Raw genomic sequence first — 22,408 nt, 5'->3', positions numbered from 1 at the left:
ATCCGGCGCCGGTGTCAGCCGCGGATCAGGTTGCGGAGCACGTACTGCATGATGCCGCCGTTGCGGTAGTAGTCCGCCTCACCGGGGGTGTCGATGCGGACGACCGCGTCGAACTCGACACCGGTGTCGGTGGTGACCTTGACCGTGCTCGGCGTGGTGCCCTCGTTCAGCTCCGTGACGCCCGCGATGGAGAAGGTCTCCTCGCCGGTCAGGCCGAGCGAGTCGGCCGACTGGCCGGCCGGGAACTGGAGCGGCAGGACGCCCATGCCGATGAGGTTCGAGCGGTGGATGCGCTCGTACGACTCGGTGATGACGGCCTTGACGCCGAGGAGCGCGGTGCCCTTGGCGGCCCAGTCGCGGGACGAGCCGGAGCCGTACTCCTTGCCGCCCAGGATGACCAGCGGGGTGCCGGCGGCCTGGTAGTTCTGCGAGGCGTCGTAGATGAACGACACCGGCGCGCCCTCGACGGTGAAGTCGCGGGTGAAGCCGCCCTCGGTGCCCGGCGCGATCTGGTTGCGCAGGCGGATGTTGGCGAAGGTGCCGCGGATCATGACCTCGTGGTTGCCACGGCGCGAGCCGTAGGAGTTGAAGTCACGACGCTCCACACCGTGCTCGGTGAGGTACTTGCCGGCCGGGGTGTCGGCCTTGATGGCGCCGGCCGGGGAGATGTGGTCGGTGGTGACCGAGTCGCCCAGCTTGGCCAGGACGCGGGCGCCGGTGATGTCGGTGACCGGGGTGGTCTCCATCGTCATGCCCTCGAAGTACGGGGGCTTCCGGACGTAGGTGGACTCGGCGTCCCACTCGAAGGTGTTGCCGGTCGGGATCGACAGCGCCTGCCACTGGGCGTCGCCCGCGAAGACGTCCTGGTAGGACTTGTTGAACATGTCCTCGCCGATGGCGTTGGCGACGACGTCGTTGACCTCGGCCTCCGTCGGCCAGATGTCGGCCAGGTAGACGGGCTTGCCGTCCTGGTCGACGCCGAGGGCGTCCTTGGTGATGTCCACCTTCATGGAGCCCGCGAGGGCGTACGCGACGACCAGCGGCGGGGAGGCCAGGTAGTTCATCTTGACGTCGGGGTTGATGCGACCCTCGAAGTTGCGGTTGCCCGAGAGCACCGAGGTCACGGCGAGGTCGTGCTCGTTGACGGCCTTGGAGACCTCCTCCGGCAGCGGGCCGGAGTTGCCGATGCAGGTGGTGCAGCCGTAGCCGACGAGGTTGAAGCCGACCTTGTCGAGGTACGGGGTGAGGCCCGCCTTGTCGAAGTAGTCGGTGACGACCTTCGAGCCCGGGGCGAGGGTGGTCTTGACCCACGGCTTGCGGGTCAGGCCCTTCTCGGTGGCCTTCTTCGCGACGAGCGCGGCGGCGACCATCACGTACGGGTTCGACGTGTTGGTGCAGGAGGTGATCGCGGCGACGGTGACGGCGCCGTGGTCGATCGTGTAGGTGGTGCCGTCGGGGGCGGTCACCTCGACCGGGTTCGACGGGACGCCGTTGGAGACGGCCGGGGCGTCGGAGGCCGGGAAGGACTCCTTGCCCGCCTCGTCGTCGGTGGAGACGTAGTTGCGCACGTCCTGGGCGAACTGCGCGGCGGCGTTCGCGAGGACGATGCGGTCCTGCGGGCGCTTCGGGCCGGCGATGGAGGGGACGACCGTGGAGAGGTCGAGCTCCAGCTTCTCGGAGAAGTCGGGCTCGGCGGCCGGGTCGAGCCAGAGGCCCTGCTCCTTGGCGTACGCCTCGACGAGCGCGACCTGCTGCGCGGAGCGGCCGGTCAGCTTGAGGTAGTTCAGCGTCTCGCCGTCGATCGGGAAGACGGCGGCGGTGGAGCCGAACTCCGGCGACATGTTGCCGATGGTGGCGCGGTTCGCGAGGGAGGTGGCGGCGACGCCCTCACCGTAGAACTCGACGAACTTGCCGACGACGCCGTGCTTGCGCAGCATCTCGGTGATCGTGAGGACCAGGTCGGTGGCGGTGGTGCCGGCCGGGAGCTCACCGGTCAGCTTGAAGCCGACGACGCGCGGGATGAGCATGGAGACCGGCTGACCGAGCATCGCGGCCTCGGCCTCGATGCCGCCGACGCCCCAGCCGAGCACACCGAGGCCGTTGACCATGGTGGTGTGGGAGTCGGTGCCGACGAGGGTGTCGGGGTACGCCTGGCCGTTGCGGACCATGACCGTGCGGGCCAGGTGCTCGATGTTCACCTGGTGGACGATGCCGGTGCCCGGGGGGACGACCTTGAAGTCGTCGAAGGCGGTCTGGCCCCAGCGCAGGAACTGGTAGCGCTCCTTGTTGCGGCCGTACTCCAGCTCGACGTTCTCCGCGAAGGCGGAGTTCGTGCCGAACTTGTCGGCGATGACGGAGTGGTCGATGACCATCTCGGCCGGGGAGAGCGGGTTGATCTTCGCCGGGTCGCCGCCGAGCGCCGCGACGGCCTCACGCATGGTGGCGAGGTCGACGACACAGGGGACGCCGGTGAAGTCCTGCATGATCACGCGGGCCGGCGTGAACTGGATCTCCTGGCTCGGCTGGGCCTGCGAGTCCCAGTTCCCGAGGGCCCGGATGTGGTCGGCGGTGATGTTCGCGCCGTCCTCGGTGCGGAGCAGGTTCTCCAGGAGGACCTTCAGGCTGTAAGGGAGGCGCGCGGAGCCCTCGACCTTGTCCAGCTTGAAGATCTCGTACGACTCGTCGCCCACGCGCAGCGTGCTGCGGGCGTCGAAGCTGTTCGCCGACACGACAGTCTCCTTCATCAATGTGCGCGTATTACCGCCATGCTGCCGCCACGACTCCCTCGCCGATCCGCTAAGGTAAGGCTTAGTTAGGTAACCCTTACCGGGTGGGCGGCCGCGGTGCGCCGTAAGCAGTTATCTCGATGTCGAGATAACTCTAGTGCATCCCCGCCGCACGGTCATGCCCGGCATGCCTGTGACGGGCGTCATCCTGACGCCCGTCCCCCGGGCGACCCCGGACGCACGGCGGACGGCCCGGAAGCCACCGCCGCCCTCACCCGCTCCCCCGGCGGGTCGACGCGCGCGGACACAGCAGGGCCGGGACCGTCAGCCCGCCCGGCGCGGGGGCGGGCAGGGCCGGGTCGAGCCGGGCCGCCAGGGTCGTGACCGCCGTCTCCGCGATGGTCTCGGGCCGCAGCGTCACCGTGCTCACCGGAGGGTCGTGCTCGGCATACGCCGGATCCTCGCTGGCGCAGACGAGCAGCAGGTCGTCGGGGATCCGCAGACCGTGCCGGGCCGCCACGGCCAGGACCTGCCGGCCGCCGGGGTCGTAGAGGGAGTGGACGGCGTCGCAGGACCGCTCGGAGAACACCCGGTCGAACGCGTGGCCCGGCCCGTCCGCCGGGTCGAAGGCGACCACCGACGGCTCCCGGCCGCGCTCCCGGCACCATCCCTCGTACGCCCGCGTCACGGCGCCGGTGTAGTACTCGCGGCCGTACCCGGCGTGCAGGGCGATCCGGCGCGCACCGGCGGCCGCCAGGTGGTCGAGGACCTCGCGGGTGGTCGCGGCGTGGTCGTTGTCCACCCAGACGTCGTCGGGGTGCGGGTCGGTCGGCCGGCCGTCGAAGACCACGGGGATGCCCCGGGCCCGCAGGGCGCGCAGCACCCGGTCGTCCTCGGGGCTGTCGAGCAGGAGCATGCCGTCGACGGTCAGGGTGTGCCACAGGGTCTCGCCGCCGCGCGCCGCGGGCAGGACCGTCAGCGCGTAGCCGAGGGCGTGCGCGGTGGCCGCGGCGGAGGTCAGCAGGCGGGAGAAGTAGGGGACCTCGAGGTAGTTCCAGGGCGCGCCCGCGTAGGTGGTGACGGCGAGGCCGAGCGTCCCGGTCCTGCTGAGGGGCGTCCGGCGCGAGCCGTAGCCGAGGGCCGCCGCCACCTCGCGGACCCGGCGCCGGGTGGACTCACCGAGCCGGCCCGTGCCGTTGAGCGCGTGGGACACGGTGGCGGTGGACACCTCCGCGGCACGGGCGATGTCGGTGAGGGTGGGCCCTGACATGCGCGCCATCGTACGGATTTCGCGGTCCGGGGAGGGTACTGGTTACGACGTTAATCAGCGAGCGTCCGGCCACAGCCAACGTTTGGAGTGGTCATGACTTCTTCCCTGAGCCGGCGCACCGTCCTCGCGGCCGCCGGCGCGGCGGGTCTCGTCGGGGTCTCCGGCGGCCCCGCGGCGGCGGGCTCGCGCCCCCGGTCGGCCGCGCTGGTCGTGCACAACGCCCGGGTGTTCACCGGCCGGTCCGGCGGCCGCCCCGTCGAGGCCGTGGCCGTCGGCCGCGACGGCCGGATCCTGGCGACCGGGCGGGGCGGCGAACTGCGCCGCCTCGTCGGCCGGGACACCGAGGTCGTCGACGCGCGCGGCGCGACCGTGATGAGCGGCATCCACGACGGCCACGTCCACCCGCTGGGCGCGGGCAGCCGCTCCCTCCGGCCCTCCCTCGAAGGGGCGGAGACGACGCGGGAGGAGCTGCTCGCGATCCTGACCGGCTTCCTGAAGGACAGCCCCGGGCAGGAGCCGGACGGCTGGCTCGTGGTGGAGGACTGGAACCCGATCGGCCTGCTGCCGCAGGGCTCGCTCCCCCACCACTCGCTGCTCGACGCCCTGCCCACCCGCCGTCCGGTCGCGCTGGTCGGCGGCGACGGCCACAACATCTGGGTCAACGGCCGCGCGCTGGAGATCGCCGGCATCACGGCAGCCACCCCGGACCCGGTGGGCGGGAAGATCGTGAAGGGCGCGGACGGCCGGCCGACCGGTGTCCTCAAGGACGACGCCCAGCCGCTGGTGACCCGGCACATCCCGGAGCCGAGCGAGGCCGAGCTGGTCGCGGCCTGCGCGCGGGTGCTCGCGCAGGCGGCGGCCTCGGGGGTCACCACGATGATGGACGCCCTGGTCGGGCGCGGGGAGCTCAGCACGTACCGGGCGCTCGCGGCGGCTGGGAAGCTGCCCCAGCGGATCGTCCCGGCGATCCGGCTCGACCCGGACCAGGCGAAGGACCCGGCGGCGGCGCTCGCGTACGCCCGGGGGCTGCGCCGGGAGTTCGGCGACGTGCGGGGACTGCGCTTCGGGATGATCAAGGTGTTCCTCGACGGGGTGATCGAGTACCCCGCGCAGACGGCGGCGCTCCTCGCGCCGTATCTGGACGGAGAGGGACGTACCACCGCCAACCGGGGCGAACTGTACGTGTCGGCGCAGGATTACGGACGTCTGTCGGCCGTCTTCAACCGGGCCGGCTGGCAGATGCACGCCCACGGCCTGGGCGACCGGGCCGTACGGACGGCGCTCGACGGGTACGCGTACGCCCGCCGCGCCACCGGGCTGCGCGACCCGCGCAACGCCGTCGCCCATCTCCAGCTGGTGGACCCGGCCGACCTGCGGCGCTTCGCCCAACTGGGCGTGGCGGCCTGCATGCAGCTGCAGTGGGCGTCCGCGGACACCTGGACGATGGAGGCGCTGCTGCCGTACATCGGGCCCGAGCGGCACCGGTGGATGTACCCGGCGCGCTCCCTCGAACGCCACGGCGCGGTGCTCTCGGGCGGCTCCGACTGGCCGGTGGACGCGCTCCAGGTGTGGAACCAGATCCGGACCGCGATCGACCGGCAGGGGGCGCACGGCGAGGGCCCGCTCCACCGCGAGCTGGAGGGCCTCAGCCGCACGTCGACGCTGCGGATGCACACGTACGGCACGGCCTGGCAGCTGCGGATGGACGGGGAGACGGGGACGATCCGGGAGGGACGCGCCGCCGATCTCCTGGTCCTCGACCGGGATGTCATGAGGTGTCCGGTCGCGGACATCAGCGACACCGCGGTGCGGCTCACCCTGGTCGGGGGCCGTGTGGTCCACGACGCGGAGTCGGCCTCGGGGCGCTCGGCCTCCGCGGGGCTGGCCCGCGCGGCGTCCGCGCCGCGGCCCTCGACGTACGCGGCGGTGCACGGCGGCCGGCACCGGGCGTGCGGCTGCGCGGCGCACTGAGCCCGCGCGTCCTCCGCTCGGGCGCGGCGCACCGAGCCCGCACCCCTACCCCCCCGGGCGCGGCGCACCGAGCCCGCGCGCCGGAGCCGCCCGTACGGCCGCGGACGAATTGCCGCGGCCGTACGGGCGGCCGACGATCGGGACATGTTCAGTGGCGCGCACGTGATTCTCTACACGCGGGACGCGGAGGCCGACCGGGCCTTCCTCAAGGACGTCGCGGGCTTCCCGCACGTGGACGCCGGGCGCGGCTGGCTCATCTTCAAGCTGCCGCCGGCCGAGGTCGCCGTCCACCCGACGTCGGAGGAGCCGAAGCACGAGCTCTACCTGATGTGCGACGACCTCACCGCGACCCTGAAGGACCTCGAGGACCGGGGCGCGGAGATCTCACGCGCCATCACCGACCAGGGCTGGGGCCTGCTCGCCGCCGTACGGCTGCCGAGCGGCACCGAACTCCCCCTGTACGAGCCGCGTCACCCCACCGCGCACAGCCTGTCACCCTGATGGCCTACCCCAACAGCAAGCACCATCTCATATCTGAGATAACGTGACGCCATGGCAGACGACTACCTCGTACGCATCGGCAAGCTCATCCGTGACGCCCGGCAGCACCGCGGCTGGACGCAGACGCAGCTCGCCGACGCGCTGGCCACGAGCCAGAGCGCCGTCAACCGGATCGAGCGCGGCAACCAGAACATCAGCCTTGAGATGATCGCCCGGATCGGCGAGGCCCTCGACAGCGAGATCGTGTCCCTGGGTTACGCGGGACCCATGCACCTCAGGGTCGTCGGCCGCCGCCGGCTCTCGGGCGCCATCGACGTCAAGACGAGCAAGAACGCCTGCGTCGCGCTGCTCTGCGCCTCCCTCCTCAACAAGGGCCGCACCGTCCTGCGCCGGGTCGCCCGCATCGAGGAGGTCTTCCGGCTCCTGGAGGTGCTCAACTCCATCGGGGTGCGGACCCGCTGGGTGAACGACGGCGTCGACCTGGAGATCGTGCCGCCGGCCGAGCTGGACATGGACTCGATGGACGCCGAGGCCGCGATCCGCACCCGCTCGATCATCATGTTCCTCGGCCCGCTCCTGCACCGCATGGACCGCTTCAAGCTGCCCTACGCCGGCGGCTGCGACCTCGGTACGCGCACGATCGAGCCGCACATGATCGCGCTGCGCCGCTTCGGCCTCGACATCACCGCCACCGAGGGCATCTACCACGCCCAGGTCGAGCGCTCCGTCTCCCCCGACCGCCCGATCGTGCTGACCGAGCGCGGCGACACCGTGACCGAGAACGCCCTGCTCGCGGCCGCCCGCCACGACGGCGTGACCGTCATCCGCAACGCCTCCTCCAACTACATGGTCCAGGACCTGTGCTTCTTCCTGGAGGCCCTGGGCGTACGGGTGGACGGCATCGGCACCACCACCCTCACCGTGCACGGCGTGCCGCAGATCGACGTCGACGTCGACTACTCCCCCTCCGAGGACCCGGTCGAGGCGATGAGCCTGCTGGCCGCGGCGGTCGTCACGGAGTCCGAACTGACCATCCGCCGGGTCCCGATCGAGTTCATGGAGATCGAGCTCGCGGTCCTGGAGGAGATGGGCCTCGACCAGGACCGCTCGGCCGAGTACCCGGCGGACAACGGCCGCACGCGTCTGGTCGACCTGACGGTCCGCCCCTCCAAGCTGGAGGCGCCGATCGACAAGATCCACCCGATGCCGTTCCCGGGCCTGAACATCGACAACGTCCCCTTCTTCGCGGCGATCGCGGCCACGGCGCAGGGCAAGACGCTGATCCACGACTGGGTCTACGACAACCGGGCCATCTACCTCACGGACCTCAACCGCCTCGGCGGCCGCCTCCAGCTCCTCGACCCCCACCGCGTCCTGGTGGAGGGCCCCACCCGCTGGCGCGCCGCCGAGATGATGTGCCCGCCGGCCCTGCGCCCGGCGGTGGTCGTCCTCCTCGCGATGATGGCCGCCGAGGGCACGTCGGTCCTCCGGAACGTGTACGTCATCAACCGGGGGTACGAGGACCTGGCGGAGCGGCTGAACTCGATCGGCGCGCAGATCGAGATCTTCCGGGACATCTAGGAACCGACGTCTGGAAGCCCCGAGGCCCCCTCGCTCCACAGGAGCGAGGGGGCCTTTCGCGTGGGGTGTCGAGGAGGGGCGGGGTGTCAGGGGTGTCGGGGGGCGGGGGCGCCGGGGTGTCGGGGTGTCGCGGGCGTGGGGTGCAGGGGTGTGCCGGAGTGTGTCGGGGTGTGCCGGGGTGTCAGGAGGCCGTCGGGGTGGCCGGTTCCTGGTACGGGGCGCGGGTCTTGAGGCGGGTCAGGAGAGTCGTGCGGTGGTCGGGGTCGGTGGCCAGGTCCAGGGCCGTCCAGGCCATCGCCAGGCCGCCGTCGAGGACCGCGCGGTCGGCCTGCGGGGTCGTGCCGTAGCGGGTGAACTCGGGGTTGTGCATGATCGTGTCGCCGCAGTCGTAGCCGATCATGGGGTGGATGGTCGGCACGTGGTGCGAGACGTTGCCCATGTCGGTGGAGCCGCCGCGGATCGAGGGGTCCTCGGCCTTCGCGTCGCGGCCCAGCGCGCGGACTGCGGTGAGGTACGAGCGGCCCATGGCGAGGTCCTGGCGGAGGTCGGCGTAGTCGTTGCCCACGGCCTCCAGGGCCAGTTCCGCGCCGGTGGCGAGGGCGCCGGCCTCGAAGCAGGCGCGGACGCGGGCCTGGAGCTCGCGAAGTTCCTCGTGGGTGACCGCACGGCAGTCGTAGTCGGCGGTGGTGCGGGCCGGGATGACGTTGGCCGCTTCGCCGCCCCGGGTGACGACACCCGAGACCACCGCTCCGGGACGCATCTGCTGGCGGTAGGCGGCGATGGCGACCTGCGCGATCATCATCGCGTCGGCGGCGTTGACGCCCCGCTCGGGCATGGCGGCGGCGTGCGCCGCGCGGCCCGTGTAGCCGACCTGCCAGCTGCTGATGGCCAGCGAGCTCATGCCGACGGAGTCCGAGGGCGCGGCGTGCACCATCATCGCCGCGGCGACGTCGTCGAACGCGCCGCCGCGCAGCATGTCGACCTTGCCGCCACCGGACTCCTCCGCCGGGGTCCCCAGGAGCTTCACGGTGATGCCGAGCTCGTCGGCCAGCGGCGCGAGCGCGAGGGCCGCGGTGACGGAGGCGGCGCCGTTGACGTTGTGCCCGCAGGCGTGGCCGATGCCCGGCAGCGCGTCGTACTCCGCGCAGATCCCGATGACGAGGTCGCCGCTGCCCGCGGTGGCGGTGAACGCCGTCGGCAGGTCGCACACCCCGCGGGTGACGTCGAAGCCGGCCGCTTCGGCCAGGTCGGTGATGCGGCGTGCGGCGCGGTGTTCCTCGTAGGCGAGTTCGGGGTCGGCGTGCAGCTGGTGGCTGAGGGCGAGGAGCTCGTCCTGCCGACGGGTCACGGTGTCGCGGGTGCGGGCGCGCAGCAGGTCGAGGGCGGCGGTCGCGGTGGTGGTCATGAGCGGGCCTCGCGGTCCTTCGGCGTGCGGTAGAGGAGGGCGAGCGCGGCGCCCGCCAGGGAGACGACCGCGCAGATCGTCCAGGAGGTGGTGTAGGCGCCGAGTTCGGGCAGCGTCTCGCCGGCCGGGGTGCGGGCGGCGAAGACGGTGAGGACGATCGCGGCGCCGACGGAGCCGCCGACGTTGATGAGGAGTTCGTTGATTCCCGAGCCGACCGACGTCCGGTCGTGCGGGACGGACTCGACGGCGAGGGTACGGGTGGAGTGCTGGAGGAAGCCGATGCCGAGTCCGGCGACGGCGGTGCCGGTGAGGAACAGCGGCATCGAGCCGTGCCACGCGAGGGAGGCGAGGTAGCCGGCGGCCATGAGCAGGGAGCCGGCGCACAGGGTGAGGCGGTCGGAGACCGCCGCGGCGACCTTGGGCGCGGCCAGGGCTCCGGCGGCGATGGCGAGCATGTTGGGGAGCATGGCCAGGCCGGTGGCGAAGGGGTCGAGGCCCAGTCCGTAGCCGTGCTCGGGACCGGTGCCCATGAAGACGGGGTTGGCGACCTGGAGGCCGATCATCGGGACGGTGAAGGTCACGGTCACCAGGGAGACGGTGACGACGTTCCGGCGCCGGAACATCCGGACGTCGATCATCGGCTCCGCGACCCGCAGCTCGACGCGGACCCACAGGGCGGTGACCAGCGCGCCGCCGACGAGGCAGCCGAGGGTGCGCGGCGAGGTCCACTCCCAGCCGGGCAGTCCGCCCATGCCGAGACCGAGCATGATCGCGACGAGGCCCACGCACAGGAGGATCCCGCCCGCCCAGTCGATCCGTCCGCCGGGGCGCGCCGCGGACTCGGGCAGCAGCGGCCAGGTGACGGCCAGGGCGAGGCCGACGGCCGCGGTGGGGACCCAGAGGGCGGCGGTGGGGCTGTCGACGGTACGGGCCACGAAGCCGCTGGCGACCAGGCCGACCGCGATGCCGGCGACGAGCGCGGCGACCATGAAGCTGATGCCGCGGCGCGACTCCCCGTCGCCGTCCTTGCCGCGGGCGCCGCCGCGGTTGCGGAGGATGCCGACGAGCAGCGGGAAGAAGCCCGCGAACGCGCCTTGCAGGATCTGGCCGGCGAGCAGGACGCCGAAGGAGCGGCTGAAGCCGACCAGGACGGAGCCGAGCAGCACGATCGCGAGGTTCCAGCGCAGGATGCGCCGGTGGCCGTAGAGGTCGCCCATCCGGGACAGGACCGGGGTGAAGGCGACGGAGGCGAGCAGGTTGGCGATGCTGATCCAGTTCAGCTCCGCGGCGGTGACCCGGAGGGTCTCCGTGAGGCCCTTGAGCAGCGGGGAGAGGAAGCCCTGGGTGATGCCGCTGGACAGCTCGACCAGTGCGACGGAGGCGATCACAGCGGCGCCGGGGGTCGCGCGGACGGCCCGCGACGCTCTTGGCGTACGCAGGGTGTCGGTGTCCGTCATACGTACCACCTGTTCGGGGGGAAGGGGCCCGGGGGCCTGGCGGGGAGTGCCGGGAGCGCGGGGAGCGCGGGCGGCGGGCGGAGAAGCCGGTCGGCGTCCGGTCGTCGGCCCGGCGGCCACATGGCGAAATCCGCACCACAATGTCCCCAGCCGACGGGCAATCCGGCAAGAGTGCGCCTCACAATCGGGTGAAGGCGTCATTCGGCGGGGATCGATCGGCGGATACAGGCACGGCCCGCCCCTTGACGGCCCTCCTCCGACACGGCCTCGCGACCCTCCGGGCCCGCACCGTAGGGTCCGGCTCCGCACACCGCCCACTCCGCCGCCCCGCACGCCCGTCCGCTCCCCCGCCCGCCCTCCCGTCCGCTCCTCCGCCCGCCCTCCCGTCCGCTCCCCGCCCGCTCCCCCAGGAGGTCTTCCGATGCCGACCGAGCCGCCCTCACGGCCCGGCGCTCTCGACGCCCTGGACCACGCCGTGCTGCGGGCGCTCCACCGCGACCCGCGCGCGCCGTTCTCCGAGGTGGCCGCCACGGCCGGGGTCCACGAGCGCACCGCCGCGCGGCGGCTCGACCGGATGACCGCGACCGGGGCGGTGGGGTTCACCGCGGCCCTCGTCCCCGAGTACCTCGGCGAGGGGGTCACCGCCGAGGTGGCCGTACGCTGCGCCCCCGGCCGTGTGCACGACACCGCCCTGGCCCTCGCCCGGCGGCCCGAGGCGCGGTCCGTGGAGGTCGCCACCGGCGCGCTCGACGTCTTCGCCGAGCTGATCGTGCCGGACCACGACGCCCTGCTCACCCTCGTCGACGCGGGGCTCGGCAGGCTCGACGGTGTGGTCGACATCCACTCCTCGGTGGTGCTGCGGCTGCTGCTCACCACCAGCGACTGGGCCCCCTACGACGACGAGCCCACGGACGTACGCCGGCACGCCATTGAGGGCAGACCCCTGCCCGAGCCGCCGGTGGTGGACGAACTCGACCGGCGGCTGGTCGCGCTCCTGCACCGCGACGCCCGGATGTCCACCACCCGGCTGGCGCGCGAGCTCCGGGTCGGCGAGACGACCGCGCGCCGCCGGCTGGGGCGGCTGATGGACTCGCACGTCCTGCACCTGCGGCTGCACGCGGAGCCCGAGGTGCTCGGCTACCCCGTCGAGGCGCGGTTCCGGCTGGCCGTCGGGCACGCCCGCCTGGATGCCGCGATCCGTCGGCTGGCCGAGGAGCCGGCCGTCCGCCACCTCGTGGTCACGACCGGCACGACGGCCCTGCTCGGCTACTCGAGCCACCGCTCCACCCGGGATCTGCACGACTTCACCGCGCGCGTCCTCGGGTCGCTCGACGGCGTCACGTCGGCGGAGGTCGCCGTACTGATGCGCACCTACAAGCGCGCCGGGTTCGAGTCGGGGCCCTAGGGGCTGCCGCTCGGCGCAGCGGGCCGGGTCCGGCCGGGATCGCTCAGGCCCTCAGATGCTCAGGCCCCCAGACGCTCAGGCGCCCACTCCCGGCCCCACCCCGCCCTTGAGGCGGTCGATGTCCGACTGGCGGACCTGGATCACGAAGAGGGCCACCAGCGCCCCGACCACGGCGAAGATCGCCGCGGTGACGAAGCCCGCGGAGACGCCGGAGGTCAGCACCTGGTCGCCCCAGGGGGCGGGGAGTTGGCCGGTACGGGCGAACTCGGCCTTCTCCAGCGGGGTCGCCTGGGAGAGGAACGCGGGGACCTGGGTGTCCGCCTCGTTGCGGCTGGCCGTGCCGAAGACCGTCACCAGGATCGACAGGCCCAGCGAACCGCCCACCTGCTGCATGGCGTTGAGCAGTCCGGACGCGGCGCCCGACTCCTGGGGTTCGACGTTGGACAGCGCCATGATGGTCAGGGAGACGAACATCAGGCCCATGCCGAGGCCGAAGACGAGGATCGGTCCGAGGATGCTGCCGAGGTACGTGGAGTCGATGTCGGTCAGGGTCAGCCAGGAGAGACCCGCGGCGGCGAGCACCGAACCCACCACCATGAAGGGTTTCGGGCCGTACCGGGGCAGCAGGTTGGATGTGAGGGCGGCACCGACCCCGATGATCGCGCTGACCGGCAGGAACGCGAGTCCTGTCGCCAGGGGGCTGAAGCCGAGCACCTGTTGGACGAACAGGGTGAGGAAGAAGAACATCCCGAAGATGGCCGCCGCCAGGCAGAGCATGATGACGTAGGTGCCCGAGCGGTTGCGGTCGGCGAACATGTGCAGCGGCGTGATGGGCTGCTGGGAGCGCCGCTCGATCAGGATGAACGTGGCCAGGAGGACGACCGCCGCGACGAACGAGCCGATCGTGTACGGATCGCTCCAGCCCTCCTGGGCGGCGCGGATGAACCCGTACACCAGGGCCACCATGCCGAGCGTGGAGGTGAGCGCGCCGGCGAGGTCGAAGTGGCCGGGGTGCCGCTCGGACTCCTTGACGTGCCGCGGCGTGAGGAAGGCGATGACCAGCGCGATCGGCACGTTGACGAAGAAGATCCAGCGCCAGTCGAGCCATTGGACGAGCATGCCGCCCGCCACCAGGCCGATCGCGCCGCCGCCGGCCGAGACGCCCGCGAAGACGCCGAAGGCCCGGTTGCGCTCCGGGCCTTCGTCGAACGTGGTGGTGATCAGGGAGAGCGAGGTCGGGGAGGCGATCGCGCCGCCGACGCCCTGGAGGGCGCGGGCCGCGAGGAGTTGCCACTCGCTCTGGGCGAGTCCGCAGAACAGTGAGGCCAGTCCGAAGAGCAGCACGCCGAAGATGAACACCCGCCGCCGGCCCAGGATGTCGCCGGCGCGTCCGCCCAGCAGGAGCAGACCGCCGAAGGTCAGGGTGTAGGCGTTGACGACCCACGACAGGCTGGTGGTGGAGAAGTCCAGCGCGGTCTGGATGTGGGGAAGCGCGATGTTCACGATGGTGATGTCGAGGACCACCATCAGCTGACACGAGGCGATCACGAACAGGGCGATGCCCTTGCCGTCCTTGCCGCCCCTGCGAGGGGCGGTCGCCGTCGGAGCCTTCGGCTCGGGGGTTCTACTCATGGCAGTTCATGGCGCATCGCGCCCTCACCTGACGGGTCCGTGGGCCGGTCAGTCCACCTTTCGACATTAAGCCCGGCCCACCCGGGTGACCAGTTGATCAATGGGGGGACGGTTCGTCCAGGACCGCGAAGCCGTCCAGCTCCACCCGGGCCTGCTCGTCCCAGAGCCGTACGACTCCGATCACGGCCATCGCCGGATAGTCGCGGCCCGCCAACCGCCGCCAGATGCGGCCGAGTTCCGGTGCGTGTGCACGGTAGTCGTCGACGTCGGTGGTGTAGACGGTGACGCGGGCGAGGTCGGCCGGAGTGCCGCCGGCATGGCGCAGCGCGGTGAGCAGGTTGGCGAGCGCGGTGGTGAACTGCTCGGCCAGGGTGTCCCCCACCACCGCGCCCTCGCTGTCGAGTGCGGTCTGTCCGGCGAGGAAGACCAGCCGGGTACCGGTGGCGGTGACGGCGTGGGAGAAGCCGGTGGGCGGGGCGAGTTCGGCGGGGTTGTGCCGGTGCAGGCTCATGGGGCCGGCTCCTCCTGGCGGGAGTGGGACCGTCGGTGGGACGCGTACAGCTCCTTGGCGATGATCGTGCGCTGGACCTCGGTCGCCCCTTCGTAGATGCGGGGCGCCCTGACCTCGCGGTAGAGGTGTTCGAGGAGGTGGCCGCGCTGGAGGGCGCGGGCGCCGTGGAGTTGGACGGCGGAGTCGACGACGAACTGGGCGGTCTCGGTGGCGAGGAGCTTCGCCATGGCGGAGCGCCGGGGGACGTCCGGGTCGCCGTCGTCGTACGCGGTGGCCGCCGCGTAGACGAGGAGGCGGGCGGCCTCGGTGCGGGTGGCCATCTCGGCGATCCGGTGCGCGACGGACTGGAGGTCGGCGAGGTGTCCGCCGAAGGCGGGGCGGTCGGCGGTGTGGGCGAGGGTCGCGTCCAGGGCTGCCTGGGCCATGCCGACGGCGAAGGCCCCGACGCTGGGGCGGAAGAGGTTGAGGGTGTTCATGGCGACCCGGAAGCCCCGGTCGGGTTCGCCGAGCAGGTCGTCGGGGCCGACGGGGACACCGTCGAAGGTGAGGGTGCCGAGGGCGTGCGGGGCGAGCATGTCGAGGGCCTCGCCGCCGAGTCCGGGCCGGCCGGCGGGGACGAGGAAGGCGGTGACGCCGCGGGCTCCGGCGTCCGGGGTGGTGCGGGCGAAGACGGTGGCGAAGTCGGCCTCGGGGGCGTTGGAGATCCAGCGCTTCTCGCCGTACAGGCGCCAGCCGCCGGCTCCGTCGGGGCGGGCCTCCAGGGCCAGTGCGGCGGCGTCGGAGCCGGCGCCCGGCTCGGAGAGCGCGAAGGCGGCGACGGCGCGTCCCGCGGTGGCCTCGGGGAGCCAGCGGGCGCGCTGCGCGGGGGTGCCGAAGGCGGCGACGGGGTGGGTGCCGAGGCCCTGGAGGGCGAGGGCGGTCTCGGCCTCGGTGCAGGTCCGGGCGAGGGATTCGCGCAGGAGGCAGAGTTCGAGGGCGCCCGCGTCGAAGAGCCGGGCGAGGAGGCCGAGCTCGCCGAGGGCGGCCACGAGGGGGCGGTTGACCCGGCCCGGTTCGCCCTTGTCGGCGAGGGGCTTCAGGTGGTCGGCGGCGAGGGTGCGGAGCTCCGCACACCAGGTGGTCTGTGCCGGATCGAGCGAGAATGCGGGCATGTGGGCCCTCTCTGACGCCCTCGGGCGTCTTCGTCCCCGCACCGGGCGGCGTGCCTGTGCCGCCCGGCGCGTGCGTCCCTGCGCCGTGCGGCGTCCGCGCGCCGTCCGGTGCCTTCGTGAGGGCGCTCTCACGCACCCTTGTCGCGAACCGTTGACTGCCGTCACCAACACGATACGCTCGTGGGGCGACGGTCGACCCCACCACGACAGGGGGACGGACTCATGGAGCTGACACCCTCGGCCCACCTCGACACCTTCTCCCGCGACCGGCTGCCTCCGCCGGACCGGTGGCCGCGACTCCTCTTCGACCTCCCTGAGCTGGCGTACCCCGAGCGGCTCAACTGCGGCGCCGAGCTCCTCGACCGCACGGCCGAGCGGTTCGGCGCCGACCGGCCCGCCTTCCACGACGGCGACGGCGGCGTCTGGACCTACGGAGAGCTCCAGGACCGGGTCGACCGCATCGCCCATGTCCTCACCTCCGACCTGAAGGTGCGGCCCGGCAACCGGGTCCTCCTGCGCGGCCCCACCACCCCCTGGCTGGCCGCCTGCTGGCTCGCCGTGATGAAGGCCGGCGCGGTCGCCGTCACCGTCCTCGCCCAGCAGCGCGCCCCCGAGCTGGCCACGATGGCCGACGCCGCCCGCTGCACCCACGCCCTCTGCGACGTCCACAGCCTCGACGAGCTCCTCGCGGCCGCGATACCCGGGCTCCGCGTCACCCCCTTCGGCGGGGAGGGCCCGGACGACCTGATCAGCCTCGCGGCCCGCCGCCCCGGCCCGTACCCGGCGGTGGAGACGGCCGCCGACGACGTGGCCCTCATCGCCTTCACCTCCGGCACGACCGGGCGGCCCAAGGGCTGCGTCCACTTCCACCGGGACGTCCTGGCCATCGCCGACACGTTCTCCGCGCACGTCCTGCGCCCGCTGCCCGACGACGTCTTCGCCGGTTCGCCGCCGCTCGCCTTCACGTTCGGCCTCGGCGCGCTCGTCGTCTTCCCCCTGCGGGCCGGGGCGAGCGCGGTCCTCCTCGAACAGGCAGGACCCAAGCAGCTGCTCGCCGCGATCGAGCGGCACAGGGTCTCGGTGCTCTTCACCGCCCCGACGGCCTACCGGGTCATGCTCGACGAGCTCACCCAGGGGACCGCCCCCGACCTGGGCTCCCTGCGGCGCTGCGTCTCGGCCGGGGAGAACCTGCCGGAGACCACCTGGAAGGCCTGGTACGCCCGCACCGGGCTCCGCCTGATCAACGGCATCGGCGCCACCGAACTCCTGCACATCTTCATCTCCGCCGCCGACGGCGACATACGCCCCGGCGCCACCGGCCGCCCCGTCCCCGGCTGGCAGGCCAGGGTCGTCGACCGGGCGGGCCAGGACGTCCCGGACGGCGAGGAGGGGCTGCTCGCGGTGCGCGGCCCGGTCGGCTGCCGCTATCTGGCCGATCCCCGGCAGACGGAGTACGTGCGGGAGGGCTGGAACGTCACGGGCGACACGTACGTCCGTGAGCCCGACGGCTACTTCCGCTATGTCTCACGCGCCGACGACATGATCATCTCGGCCGGGTACAACATCGCGGGACCCCAGGTCGAGGAGGTGCTCCTCGACCACCCCGACGTGGTGGAGACGGCGGTCGTGGGCCGCCCCGACGAGCTGCGCGGGCAGGTCGTCGTCGCCTACACGGTGGTACGCGACGGGGTGCCGCGCGACGCGGGCACCGCCGCCGCGCTGCGGGCCTTCGTCCGCGCCCGGCTCGCCCCGTACAAGTCGCCCCGCGAGATCGTCTTCCTGGACGCGCTGCCCCGCACCCCCACGGGAAAGCTCCAGCGCTTCCGGCTGCGCGCGCCGGCATGACGGCCGGCCAGGCCCCGGAGGGCCGGCCGCCCCTGGCCGGCCCTCCGGGACTCCCCCGGCCCGGCTCCCCCGCCCGACCCGGCCCGACCGGCGCGCCACCCTCTAAAGTGATCACGTGGCCGAGCAGCACACCCCCCGATCCCTGATCGTCTCCCTCTACGGCGCGTACGGCCGTACGCCCGACGGGTCGCCGATGCCGGTGGCCGCGCTCATCCGGCTGCTCGCGGTCCTCGGGGTGGACGCGCCCTCGGTGCGTTCCTCGGTGTCGCGTCTGAAGCGGCGCGGACTGCTGCTGCCGGGCCGGACGGCCGACGGGGCCGCCGGATACGCCCTCTCGGACGACGCCCGCAGGCTCCTGGACGACGGCGACCGCCGCATCTACGCCCGTACCGAGCCCAAGCTCTCCGAGGGCTGGGTCCTGGCCGTCTTCTCCGTGCCCGAGGCCGAGCGCCACAAGCGGCACCTGCTGCGTTCGCGGCTCGCCCGCCTGGGCTTCGGCACGGCCGCTCCCGGCGTCTGGATCGCACCCGCGCGGCTGTACGACGAGACCCGGAACGCCCTGGAGCGCCTGGAGCTCTCCCCTTACGTGGACCTCTTCCGGGGCGACCACCTGGGGTACGCGGCGACGGCCGGGGCGGTCGCCCGCTGGTGGGACCTGCCGGCCATCGCGCGGCTCCACGAGGACTTCCTGGCAGCCCACGAGCCGGTACTGCGGGCCTGGCGGGCGGCCCCGACGGGCGCCGACGCCCCGGGGGACACGGCCGCCCCGGGGGACGCGGAGGCGGCCTACCGGGACTACCTGCTCGTTCTGGACTCCTGGCGCCGGCTGCCGTACGCCGACCCGGTGCTCCCCGCCGAGCTCCTGCCCGACGACTGGCCGGGGCGGCGCTCGGCCGAGGTCTTCACGGCCCTGCACGAGCTGCTGCGGGACCGCGGCGCGGAGTTCGTCCGCCCGTTCCTGTCCGGGGCCGGGACCGGGGGCTAGGCCCGGGACCGTGCGGGCTGGGCCCGGGACCGTACGGGCTGGGCCCGGGGCCGGGACCGTACCGCCAGGGCCCGGAGCAGGCAGGCGAAGCCCGCCGTGGTCAGGATCGCCCGGACCAGGTTCCAGGCCACCCAGGGCCCCTCGAAGGCCGCGCGGGCGGCCGTGGGGTCCCCGGCCGCGGCGAGCGCGTCGTTCAGGGGTACGTTCGCCGCCGAGGTGACCAGGAAGACCGCCACGGAGAGCACGAGCGCGGCGAGCGTCCAGGTCCGCGCCCGGGTGGCGCGGTGCTGCCAGGCGGCGACCGCCGCGAGGATCGTCGCGCCGAAGAACGGGGTGAAGAAGAGCGGGTTCTGGATCACCTCGTTGATGTTCCGCATCACTTCGACATAGACCCGGTCGTCGCTGCGCGCCAGCGCCGGCATCACCGAGCACACGTACGCGAACCACACCCCCGCGACCAGTCCGGTCGCCACCGTCGCCGCGCCGAGGACCGCCCCGGCACCCTTCCCACCCCGCTGCTCTGTCATGTCCCCATTCAAGAGCAGCGGGTGGTGCGCGGACCATGCTCGCGCGTCGCCCCCGCATACGCGGGCGTCCACGGACACCGGTCCGGGGGCGCCGCTCAGCCCCGGCGGCCGGTCGGGGGCGGGCGGTTGCCCGCGCGGTACGGGGCCGGCCAGGGCGCCGCCGGTCCCTCGTAGCCCTGTTCGGCGGCGGCGTGCAGGGTCCAGTTCGGGTCGTAGAGGTGGGGGCGGGCGAGCGCGCACAGGTCGGCACGGCCGGCCAGGAGCAGGGAGTTGACGTCGTCCCAGGAGGAGATCGCGCCGACCGCGATCACGGGGACGCCGGTCGCGTTGCGTATCCGGTCGGCGTACGGGGTCTGATAGGAGCGGCCGTAGGCGGGGGTCTCGTCGGGGACGACCTGGCCGGTGGAGACGTCGATCGCGTCGGCGCCGTGCTCCCTGAAGGCGCGGGCGACGGCGACCGCGTCCTCGCCGGTCGTCCCGCCCTCGGCCCAGTCGGTGGCCGAGATGCGGACGGTCATGGGGCGGTCCTCCGGCCACGCCTCCCGCACGGCGTCGAAGACTTCGAGGGGGAAGCGGAGCCGGCCGGCCAGGTCGCCGCCGTAGCCGTCGGTGCGGTGGTTGGTGAGCGGGGAGAGGAAACCGGAGAGCAGGTAGCCGTGGGCGCAGTGCAGTTCGAGGAGGTCGAAGCCGGCGTGCGCGGCGCGGCGGGCGGCGGCCGTGAACTCCTCGCGCACGGAGGCGAGTCCGGCGCGGTCGAGGGCCCGCGGGGTCTGGTTGAGGCCGGGGCGGTACGGGAGGGGCGAGGCGGCGACGAGCGGCCAGTTGCCCTCGGGCAGGGGCTGGTCGATGCCCTCCCACATGCGGCGGGTGGAGCCCTTGCGACCGGAGTGGCCGAGCTGGACGCCGATCGCGGTGCCGGGGGCCCGCGCGTGGACGAAGTCCGTGATCCGGCTCCAGGCGGCCGCCTGGCCGTCGGTCCACAGTCCGGCGCAGCCGGGGGTGATCCGGCCCTCCGGGCTGACGCAGACCATCTCGGTCATGACGAGTCCGGGGCCGCCGAGGGCCCTGGAGCCCAGGTGGACGAGGTGGAAGTCGCCGGGGACGCCGTCCTCTGCGACGTACATGTCCATCGGGGAGACGACGATCCGGTTGCGCAGGGTCAGGCCGCGGAGCCGGAAGGGCGTGAACATCGGCGGGGTGCCGGGCGGGCATCCGAAGTCCCGTTCGACGGTGGTGGCGAAGGCCGGGTCGCGGAGCCGCAGGTTGGCGTGGGTGACGCGGCGGCTGCGGGTGAGCAGGTCGAAGGCGAAGCGCCGGGGCGGCCGGTCGACGTGGCCCGCGAGCTCCTCGAACCACTGGAGGCTGGCGGCGGCGGCACGCTGGGTGGACGCGACGACGGGACGGCGCTCGGCCTCGTAGGCGGCGAGGGCCTCGCCGGTGGTGGGGTGGTCGCGGAGGCTGTGGGCGAGGGCCAGGGCGTCCTCGACGGCCAGTTTGGTGCCGGAGCCGATGGAGAAGTGCGCGGTGTGGGCGGCGTCGCCGATGAGCACGGTGGTGCCGTACGACCAGCGCGCGTTGACGACCGTGCGGAAGGCGGTCCAGGCGGAGCGGTGGGAGCGCAGCTCCCGGCCGCCGAGCGCCTCGGCGAAGATCTTCGCGCAGCGGACGGTGGACTCCGCCTCGTCGAGTTCGTCGAACCCGGCGGCCCGCCAGACCTCCTCGCGCATCTCGACGATGACGGTGGAGGCACCGGCCTCGTAGGGGTAGGCGTGGAGCTGCATCACGCCGTACTCGGTCTCCGCGATCTCGAAGCGGAAGGCGTCGAAGGCGAAGTCCGCGGCGAGCCAGATGTAGCGGCAGCGGTGGGTGGTGACGCTGGGGCGGAAGTGGGCCGCGTGGGCCTCGCGGGTGCGGCTGTGGACGCCGTCGGCGGCGACCACCAGGTCGTGGTCGGCGGCGAGGACCTCGGCGGGCGGGGCCTCGGTGCGGAAGCGGAGCCGTACGCCCAGGTCGGCGCAGCGGGCGTGGAGGATCTCCAGGAGCCGGCGGCGGCCGAGGGCGGCGAAGCCGTGGCCCGTGGAGGTGGTGCGGTGGCCCCGGTGGACGACGTCGATGTCGTCCCAGCGGACCATGTCGCGGCCGAGCGCCTCGTAGACGACGGGATCGGCCTCCCGGATGCCTCCGAGGGTCTCGTCGGAGAGGACGACGCCGAAGCCGAAGGTGTCGGAGGGGGCGTTCCGCTCCCAGACGGTGACCTCACGGGCGGGGTCGAGCCGCTTGAGGAGCGCGGCGGCGTAGAGCCCGCCGGGTCCGCCACCGATGACGGCGATACGGGAGAGGGCGGGGGCGGCGGCCTGGGCCGGGTCGGGGGCCTGGGCCGGGTCGGAGGCCTGGGCCGGGTCGGGGGCCTGGGCCGGGGCCCGCATCCTCAGCACCCCCGCCATTTCGGGGCGCGCTTCTCCGTGAAGGCGGCGTGGAACTCGGCGTAGTCCTCGCCGTTCATCAGGAGGGCCTGGGTGGCCGCGTCCAGTTCGATCGAGGCGGCCAGCGGCATGTCGAGTTCGGAGGTGAGCAGCGCCTTCGTCTGGGCGAGGGCGAGTGCCGGGCCGTCGGCCAGGCGGCGGGCGAGTTCGGCGGCCCGCTCCCCCGCCCCGCCCTCCTCGGTGAGCTCGGAGAGCAGGCCGATGCGCTCGGCCTCGGGGGCCAGGACGGGCTCGCCGAGCATGAGGAGCCGGGTGGCGTGGCCGAGGCCGACGACCCGGGGCAGCAGGTACGCCGCGCCCATGTCGCCGCCGGAGAGGCCGACCCGGGTGAAGAGGAACGCGAAGCGGGTCGTGGGGTCGGCGATCCGGAAGTCGGCGGCGAGGGCGAGGACGGCCCCGGCGCCCGCCGCGACCCCGTGGAGGGCGGCGACGACCGGGAAGGGGCACTCCCGGAGGGCCCGGACGACCTGGCCGGTCATCCGGTTGAAGTCGAGGAGCTGGGCGGTGTCGAGCGCGAGCGTGGCGCCGATGATCTCGTCGACGTCGCCGCCGGAGCAGAACCCGCGGCCCTCGCCGTCGAGGACGAGCGCGCGGACGGACCGCTCGCGGGAGAGCTCGGCGAGGAGGTCGCGCAGATCGGCGTAGGCGCCGAAGGTGAGGGCGTTGAGTTTCTCGGGTCGGGCCAGCGTGACGGTGGCGACACCCCGGTCGATGTCGACGCGCAGATGGTGCCAGCGTGCCGTGCGGGGCGTGGAGCCGGTAAAGGGGCTCATCCGGAACGGCCTCCTTCCTCCGTTCGGAGGGTATCACTCTCCTGTGACCATCGTCACGAGTACGCGATAAGGGAGGAACGACGGTGCCCCGCACAAGGTCCCCGGCAGCCCATGACGGAGGTCCCCACCGATCAGGGAGGGGCGCCTCTGGAGAACCGGATTGCGCCTCGTAAGGTTGAAACCAG

General features: G+C 73.2%; 16 protein-coding genes. 6 read left to right on the top strand and 10 right to left on the bottom strand.

All coding sequences use genetic code 11. The features are described 5' to 3' along the window. Positions 1 to 14: 14 nt before the first annotated feature. Together acnA and AMK27_RS14535 are read right to left on the bottom strand one after the other, a co-directional pair. The gene (gene acnA / locus AMK27_RS14540; protein WP_073906595.1) at positions 15 to 2,729 is read right to left on the bottom strand and encodes an aconitate hydratase AcnA; all 2,715 of its coding nucleotides are present in this window, start codon (positions 2,727 to 2,729) and stop codon (positions 15 to 17) included. 268 nt (positions 2,730 to 2,997) lie between these two features. Further along, on the bottom strand, positions 2,998 to 3,996 hold the full coding sequence (locus AMK27_RS14535; protein ID WP_241847496.1) for a LacI family DNA-binding transcriptional regulator: 999 nt from the start codon (positions 3,994 to 3,996) through the stop codon (positions 2,998 to 3,000). 93 nt (positions 3,997 to 4,089) lie between these two features. Here AMK27_RS14535 and AMK27_RS14530 point away from each other — a divergent pair, with 93 nt between their 5' ends. The 3 genes from AMK27_RS14530 to AMK27_RS14520 all read left to right on the top strand — a co-directional run bounded on the left by AMK27_RS14530 (position 4,090) and on the right by AMK27_RS14520 (position 8,049). Then, a complete protein-coding gene (locus AMK27_RS14530; protein WP_073906591.1) occupies positions 4,090 to 5,967 on the top strand; it encodes an amidohydrolase in 1,878 nt (625 codons plus the stop codon). A gap of 144 nt (positions 5,968 to 6,111) precedes the next feature. Further along, positions 6,112 to 6,468: a VOC family protein gene (locus AMK27_RS14525; RefSeq protein ID WP_073906589.1), complete on the top strand. Its 357-nt coding sequence runs from the start codon at positions 6,112 to 6,114 to the stop codon at positions 6,466 to 6,468. Positions 6,469 to 6,519: 51 nt separating this feature from the next. Next, positions 6,520 to 8,049 (top strand): helix-turn-helix domain-containing protein, encoded by a 1,530-nt coding sequence (locus tag AMK27_RS14520; protein ID WP_073906587.1) that lies wholly within the window; start codon positions 6,520 to 6,522, stop codon positions 8,047 to 8,049. A 181-nt stretch (positions 8,050 to 8,230) separates the two neighbouring features. Here AMK27_RS14520 and AMK27_RS14515 read toward each other — a convergent pair whose 3' ends face one another. Together AMK27_RS14515 and AMK27_RS14510 are read right to left on the bottom strand one after the other, a co-directional pair. Then, positions 8,231 to 9,454, bottom strand: a complete 1,224-nt coding sequence (locus tag AMK27_RS14515) for a M20 family metallopeptidase (RefSeq protein WP_107425568.1) — start codon at positions 9,452 to 9,454, stop codon at positions 8,231 to 8,233. Further along, positions 9,451 to 10,911, bottom strand: coding sequence for an MFS transporter (locus AMK27_RS14510; RefSeq protein WP_073906585.1), 1,461 nt, complete (start codon positions 10,909 to 10,911; stop codon positions 9,451 to 9,453). The genes AMK27_RS14515 and AMK27_RS14510 overlap by 4 nt, the downstream gene beginning before the upstream one ends. Positions 10,912 to 11,332: 421 nt before the next feature. On the opposite strand from AMK27_RS14510, the gene AMK27_RS14505 reads away from it, so the two are divergent. Beyond that, positions 11,333 to 12,316: an Lrp/AsnC family transcriptional regulator gene (locus AMK27_RS14505; protein ID WP_073906583.1), complete on the top strand. Its 984-nt coding sequence runs from the start codon at positions 11,333 to 11,335 to the stop codon at positions 12,314 to 12,316. Positions 12,317 to 12,391: 75 nt separating this feature from the next. On the opposite strand, the gene AMK27_RS14500 is transcribed toward AMK27_RS14505, so the two are convergent. From AMK27_RS14500 to AMK27_RS14490, 3 genes are all read right to left on the bottom strand, one after another. Next, positions 12,392 to 13,948 carry an MFS transporter gene (locus AMK27_RS14500; RefSeq protein ID WP_073906581.1) on the bottom strand — a complete coding sequence of 519 codons (1,557 nt, stop codon included), beginning with the start codon at positions 13,946 to 13,948 and terminating at the stop codon, positions 12,392 to 12,394. A 97-nt stretch (positions 13,949 to 14,045) separates the two neighbouring features. Continuing rightward, a complete protein-coding gene (locus tag AMK27_RS14495; protein ID WP_073906579.1) occupies positions 14,046 to 14,459 on the bottom strand; it encodes a RidA family protein in 414 nt (137 codons plus the stop codon). Further along, a complete protein-coding gene (locus AMK27_RS14490) occupies positions 14,456 to 15,610 on the bottom strand; it encodes an acyl-CoA dehydrogenase family protein (protein ID WP_073906577.1) in 1,155 nt (384 codons plus the stop codon). Before AMK27_RS14490 ends, AMK27_RS14495 begins: the two co-directional genes overlap by 4 nt. Positions 15,611 to 15,832: 222 nt before the next feature. Between AMK27_RS14490 and AMK27_RS14485 the strand changes: the two genes are divergently transcribed. Together AMK27_RS14485 and AMK27_RS14480 are read left to right on the top strand one after the other, a co-directional pair. Next, positions 15,833 to 17,455, top strand: coding sequence for an AMP-binding protein (locus tag AMK27_RS14485; protein WP_073906576.1), 1,623 nt, complete (start codon positions 15,833 to 15,835; stop codon positions 17,453 to 17,455). A gap of 115 nt (positions 17,456 to 17,570) precedes the next feature. Continuing rightward, positions 17,571 to 18,440, top strand: coding sequence for a PaaX family transcriptional regulator (locus AMK27_RS14480; RefSeq protein WP_073906574.1), 870 nt, complete (start codon positions 17,571 to 17,573; stop codon positions 18,438 to 18,440). Here AMK27_RS14480 and AMK27_RS14475 read toward each other — a convergent pair. From AMK27_RS14475 to AMK27_RS14465, 3 genes are all read right to left on the bottom strand, one after another. Then, complete coding sequence (locus tag AMK27_RS14475) at positions 18,437 to 18,967, bottom strand: anthrone oxygenase family protein (RefSeq protein WP_073906572.1); 531 nt, start codon at positions 18,965 to 18,967, stop codon at positions 18,437 to 18,439. The genes AMK27_RS14480 and AMK27_RS14475 overlap by 4 nt on opposite strands. 95 nt (positions 18,968 to 19,062) lie before the next feature. Then, on the bottom strand, positions 19,063 to 21,411 hold the full coding sequence (locus AMK27_RS14470; RefSeq protein ID WP_241847495.1) for a bifunctional salicylyl-CoA 5-hydroxylase/oxidoreductase: 2,349 nt from the start codon (positions 21,409 to 21,411) through the stop codon (positions 19,063 to 19,065). Then, positions 21,396 to 22,223: an enoyl-CoA hydratase family protein gene (locus AMK27_RS14465; protein WP_073906570.1), complete on the bottom strand. Its 828-nt coding sequence runs from the start codon at positions 22,221 to 22,223 to the stop codon at positions 21,396 to 21,398. Before AMK27_RS14465 ends, AMK27_RS14470 begins: the two co-directional genes overlap by 16 nt. Positions 22,224 to 22,408 lie beyond the last annotated feature (185 nt).

Origin of the sequence: Streptomyces sp. CB02009, from assembly GCF_001905825.1 — a bacterium.
GTDB lineage: Bacteria > Actinomycetota > Actinomycetes > Streptomycetales > Streptomycetaceae > Streptomyces.
The sequence above is the reverse complement of the archived record's forward strand: the minus strand, read 5'-3'. Positions and strand labels throughout refer to the sequence as shown.

What these genes read in the sequence shown, in the direction of transcription:
- AMK27_RS14500 (WP_073906581.1), bottom strand. Translation starts at nt 13,948, where the DNA reads ATGAGTAGAACCCCCGAGCCGAAGGCTCCGACGGCGACCGCCCCTCGC.
- AMK27_RS14495 (WP_073906579.1), bottom strand. Translation starts at nt 14,459, where the DNA reads ATGAGCCTGCACCGGCACAACCCCGCCGAACTCGCCCCGCCCACCGGC.
- AMK27_RS14475 (WP_073906572.1), bottom strand. Translation starts at nt 18,967, where the DNA reads ATGACAGAGCAGCGGGGTGGGAAGGGTGCCGGGGCGGTCCTCGGCGCG.
- AMK27_RS14510 (WP_073906585.1), bottom strand. Translation starts at nt 10,911, where the DNA reads ATGACGGACACCGACACCCTGCGTACGCCAAGAGCGTCGCGGGCCGTC.
- AMK27_RS14465 (WP_073906570.1), bottom strand. Translation starts at nt 22,223, where the DNA reads ATGAGCCCCTTTACCGGCTCCACGCCCCGCACGGCACGCTGGCACCAT.
- AMK27_RS14525 (WP_073906589.1), top strand. Translation starts at nt 6,112, where the DNA reads ATGTTCAGTGGCGCGCACGTGATTCTCTACACGCGGGACGCGGAGGCC.
- AMK27_RS14535 (WP_241847496.1), bottom strand. Translation starts at nt 3,996, where the DNA reads ATGTCAGGGCCCACCCTCACCGACATCGCCCGTGCCGCGGAGGTGTCC.
- AMK27_RS14530 (WP_073906591.1), top strand. Translation starts at nt 4,090, where the DNA reads ATGACTTCTTCCCTGAGCCGGCGCACCGTCCTCGCGGCCGCCGGCGCG.
- AMK27_RS14520 (WP_073906587.1), top strand. Translation starts at nt 6,520, where the DNA reads ATGGCAGACGACTACCTCGTACGCATCGGCAAGCTCATCCGTGACGCC.
- AMK27_RS14515 (WP_107425568.1), bottom strand. Translation starts at nt 9,454, where the DNA reads ATGACCACCACCGCGACCGCCGCCCTCGACCTGCTGCGCGCCCGCACC.
- AMK27_RS14485 (WP_073906576.1), top strand. Translation starts at nt 15,833, where the DNA reads ATGGAGCTGACACCCTCGGCCCACCTCGACACCTTCTCCCGCGACCGG.
- AMK27_RS14470 (WP_241847495.1), bottom strand. Translation starts at nt 21,411, where the DNA reads ATGGCGGGGGTGCTGAGGATGCGGGCCCCGGCCCAGGCCCCCGACCCG.
- AMK27_RS14490 (WP_073906577.1), bottom strand. Translation starts at nt 15,610, where the DNA reads ATGCCCGCATTCTCGCTCGATCCGGCACAGACCACCTGGTGTGCGGAG.
- AMK27_RS14505 (WP_073906583.1), top strand. Translation starts at nt 11,333, where the DNA reads ATGCCGACCGAGCCGCCCTCACGGCCCGGCGCTCTCGACGCCCTGGAC.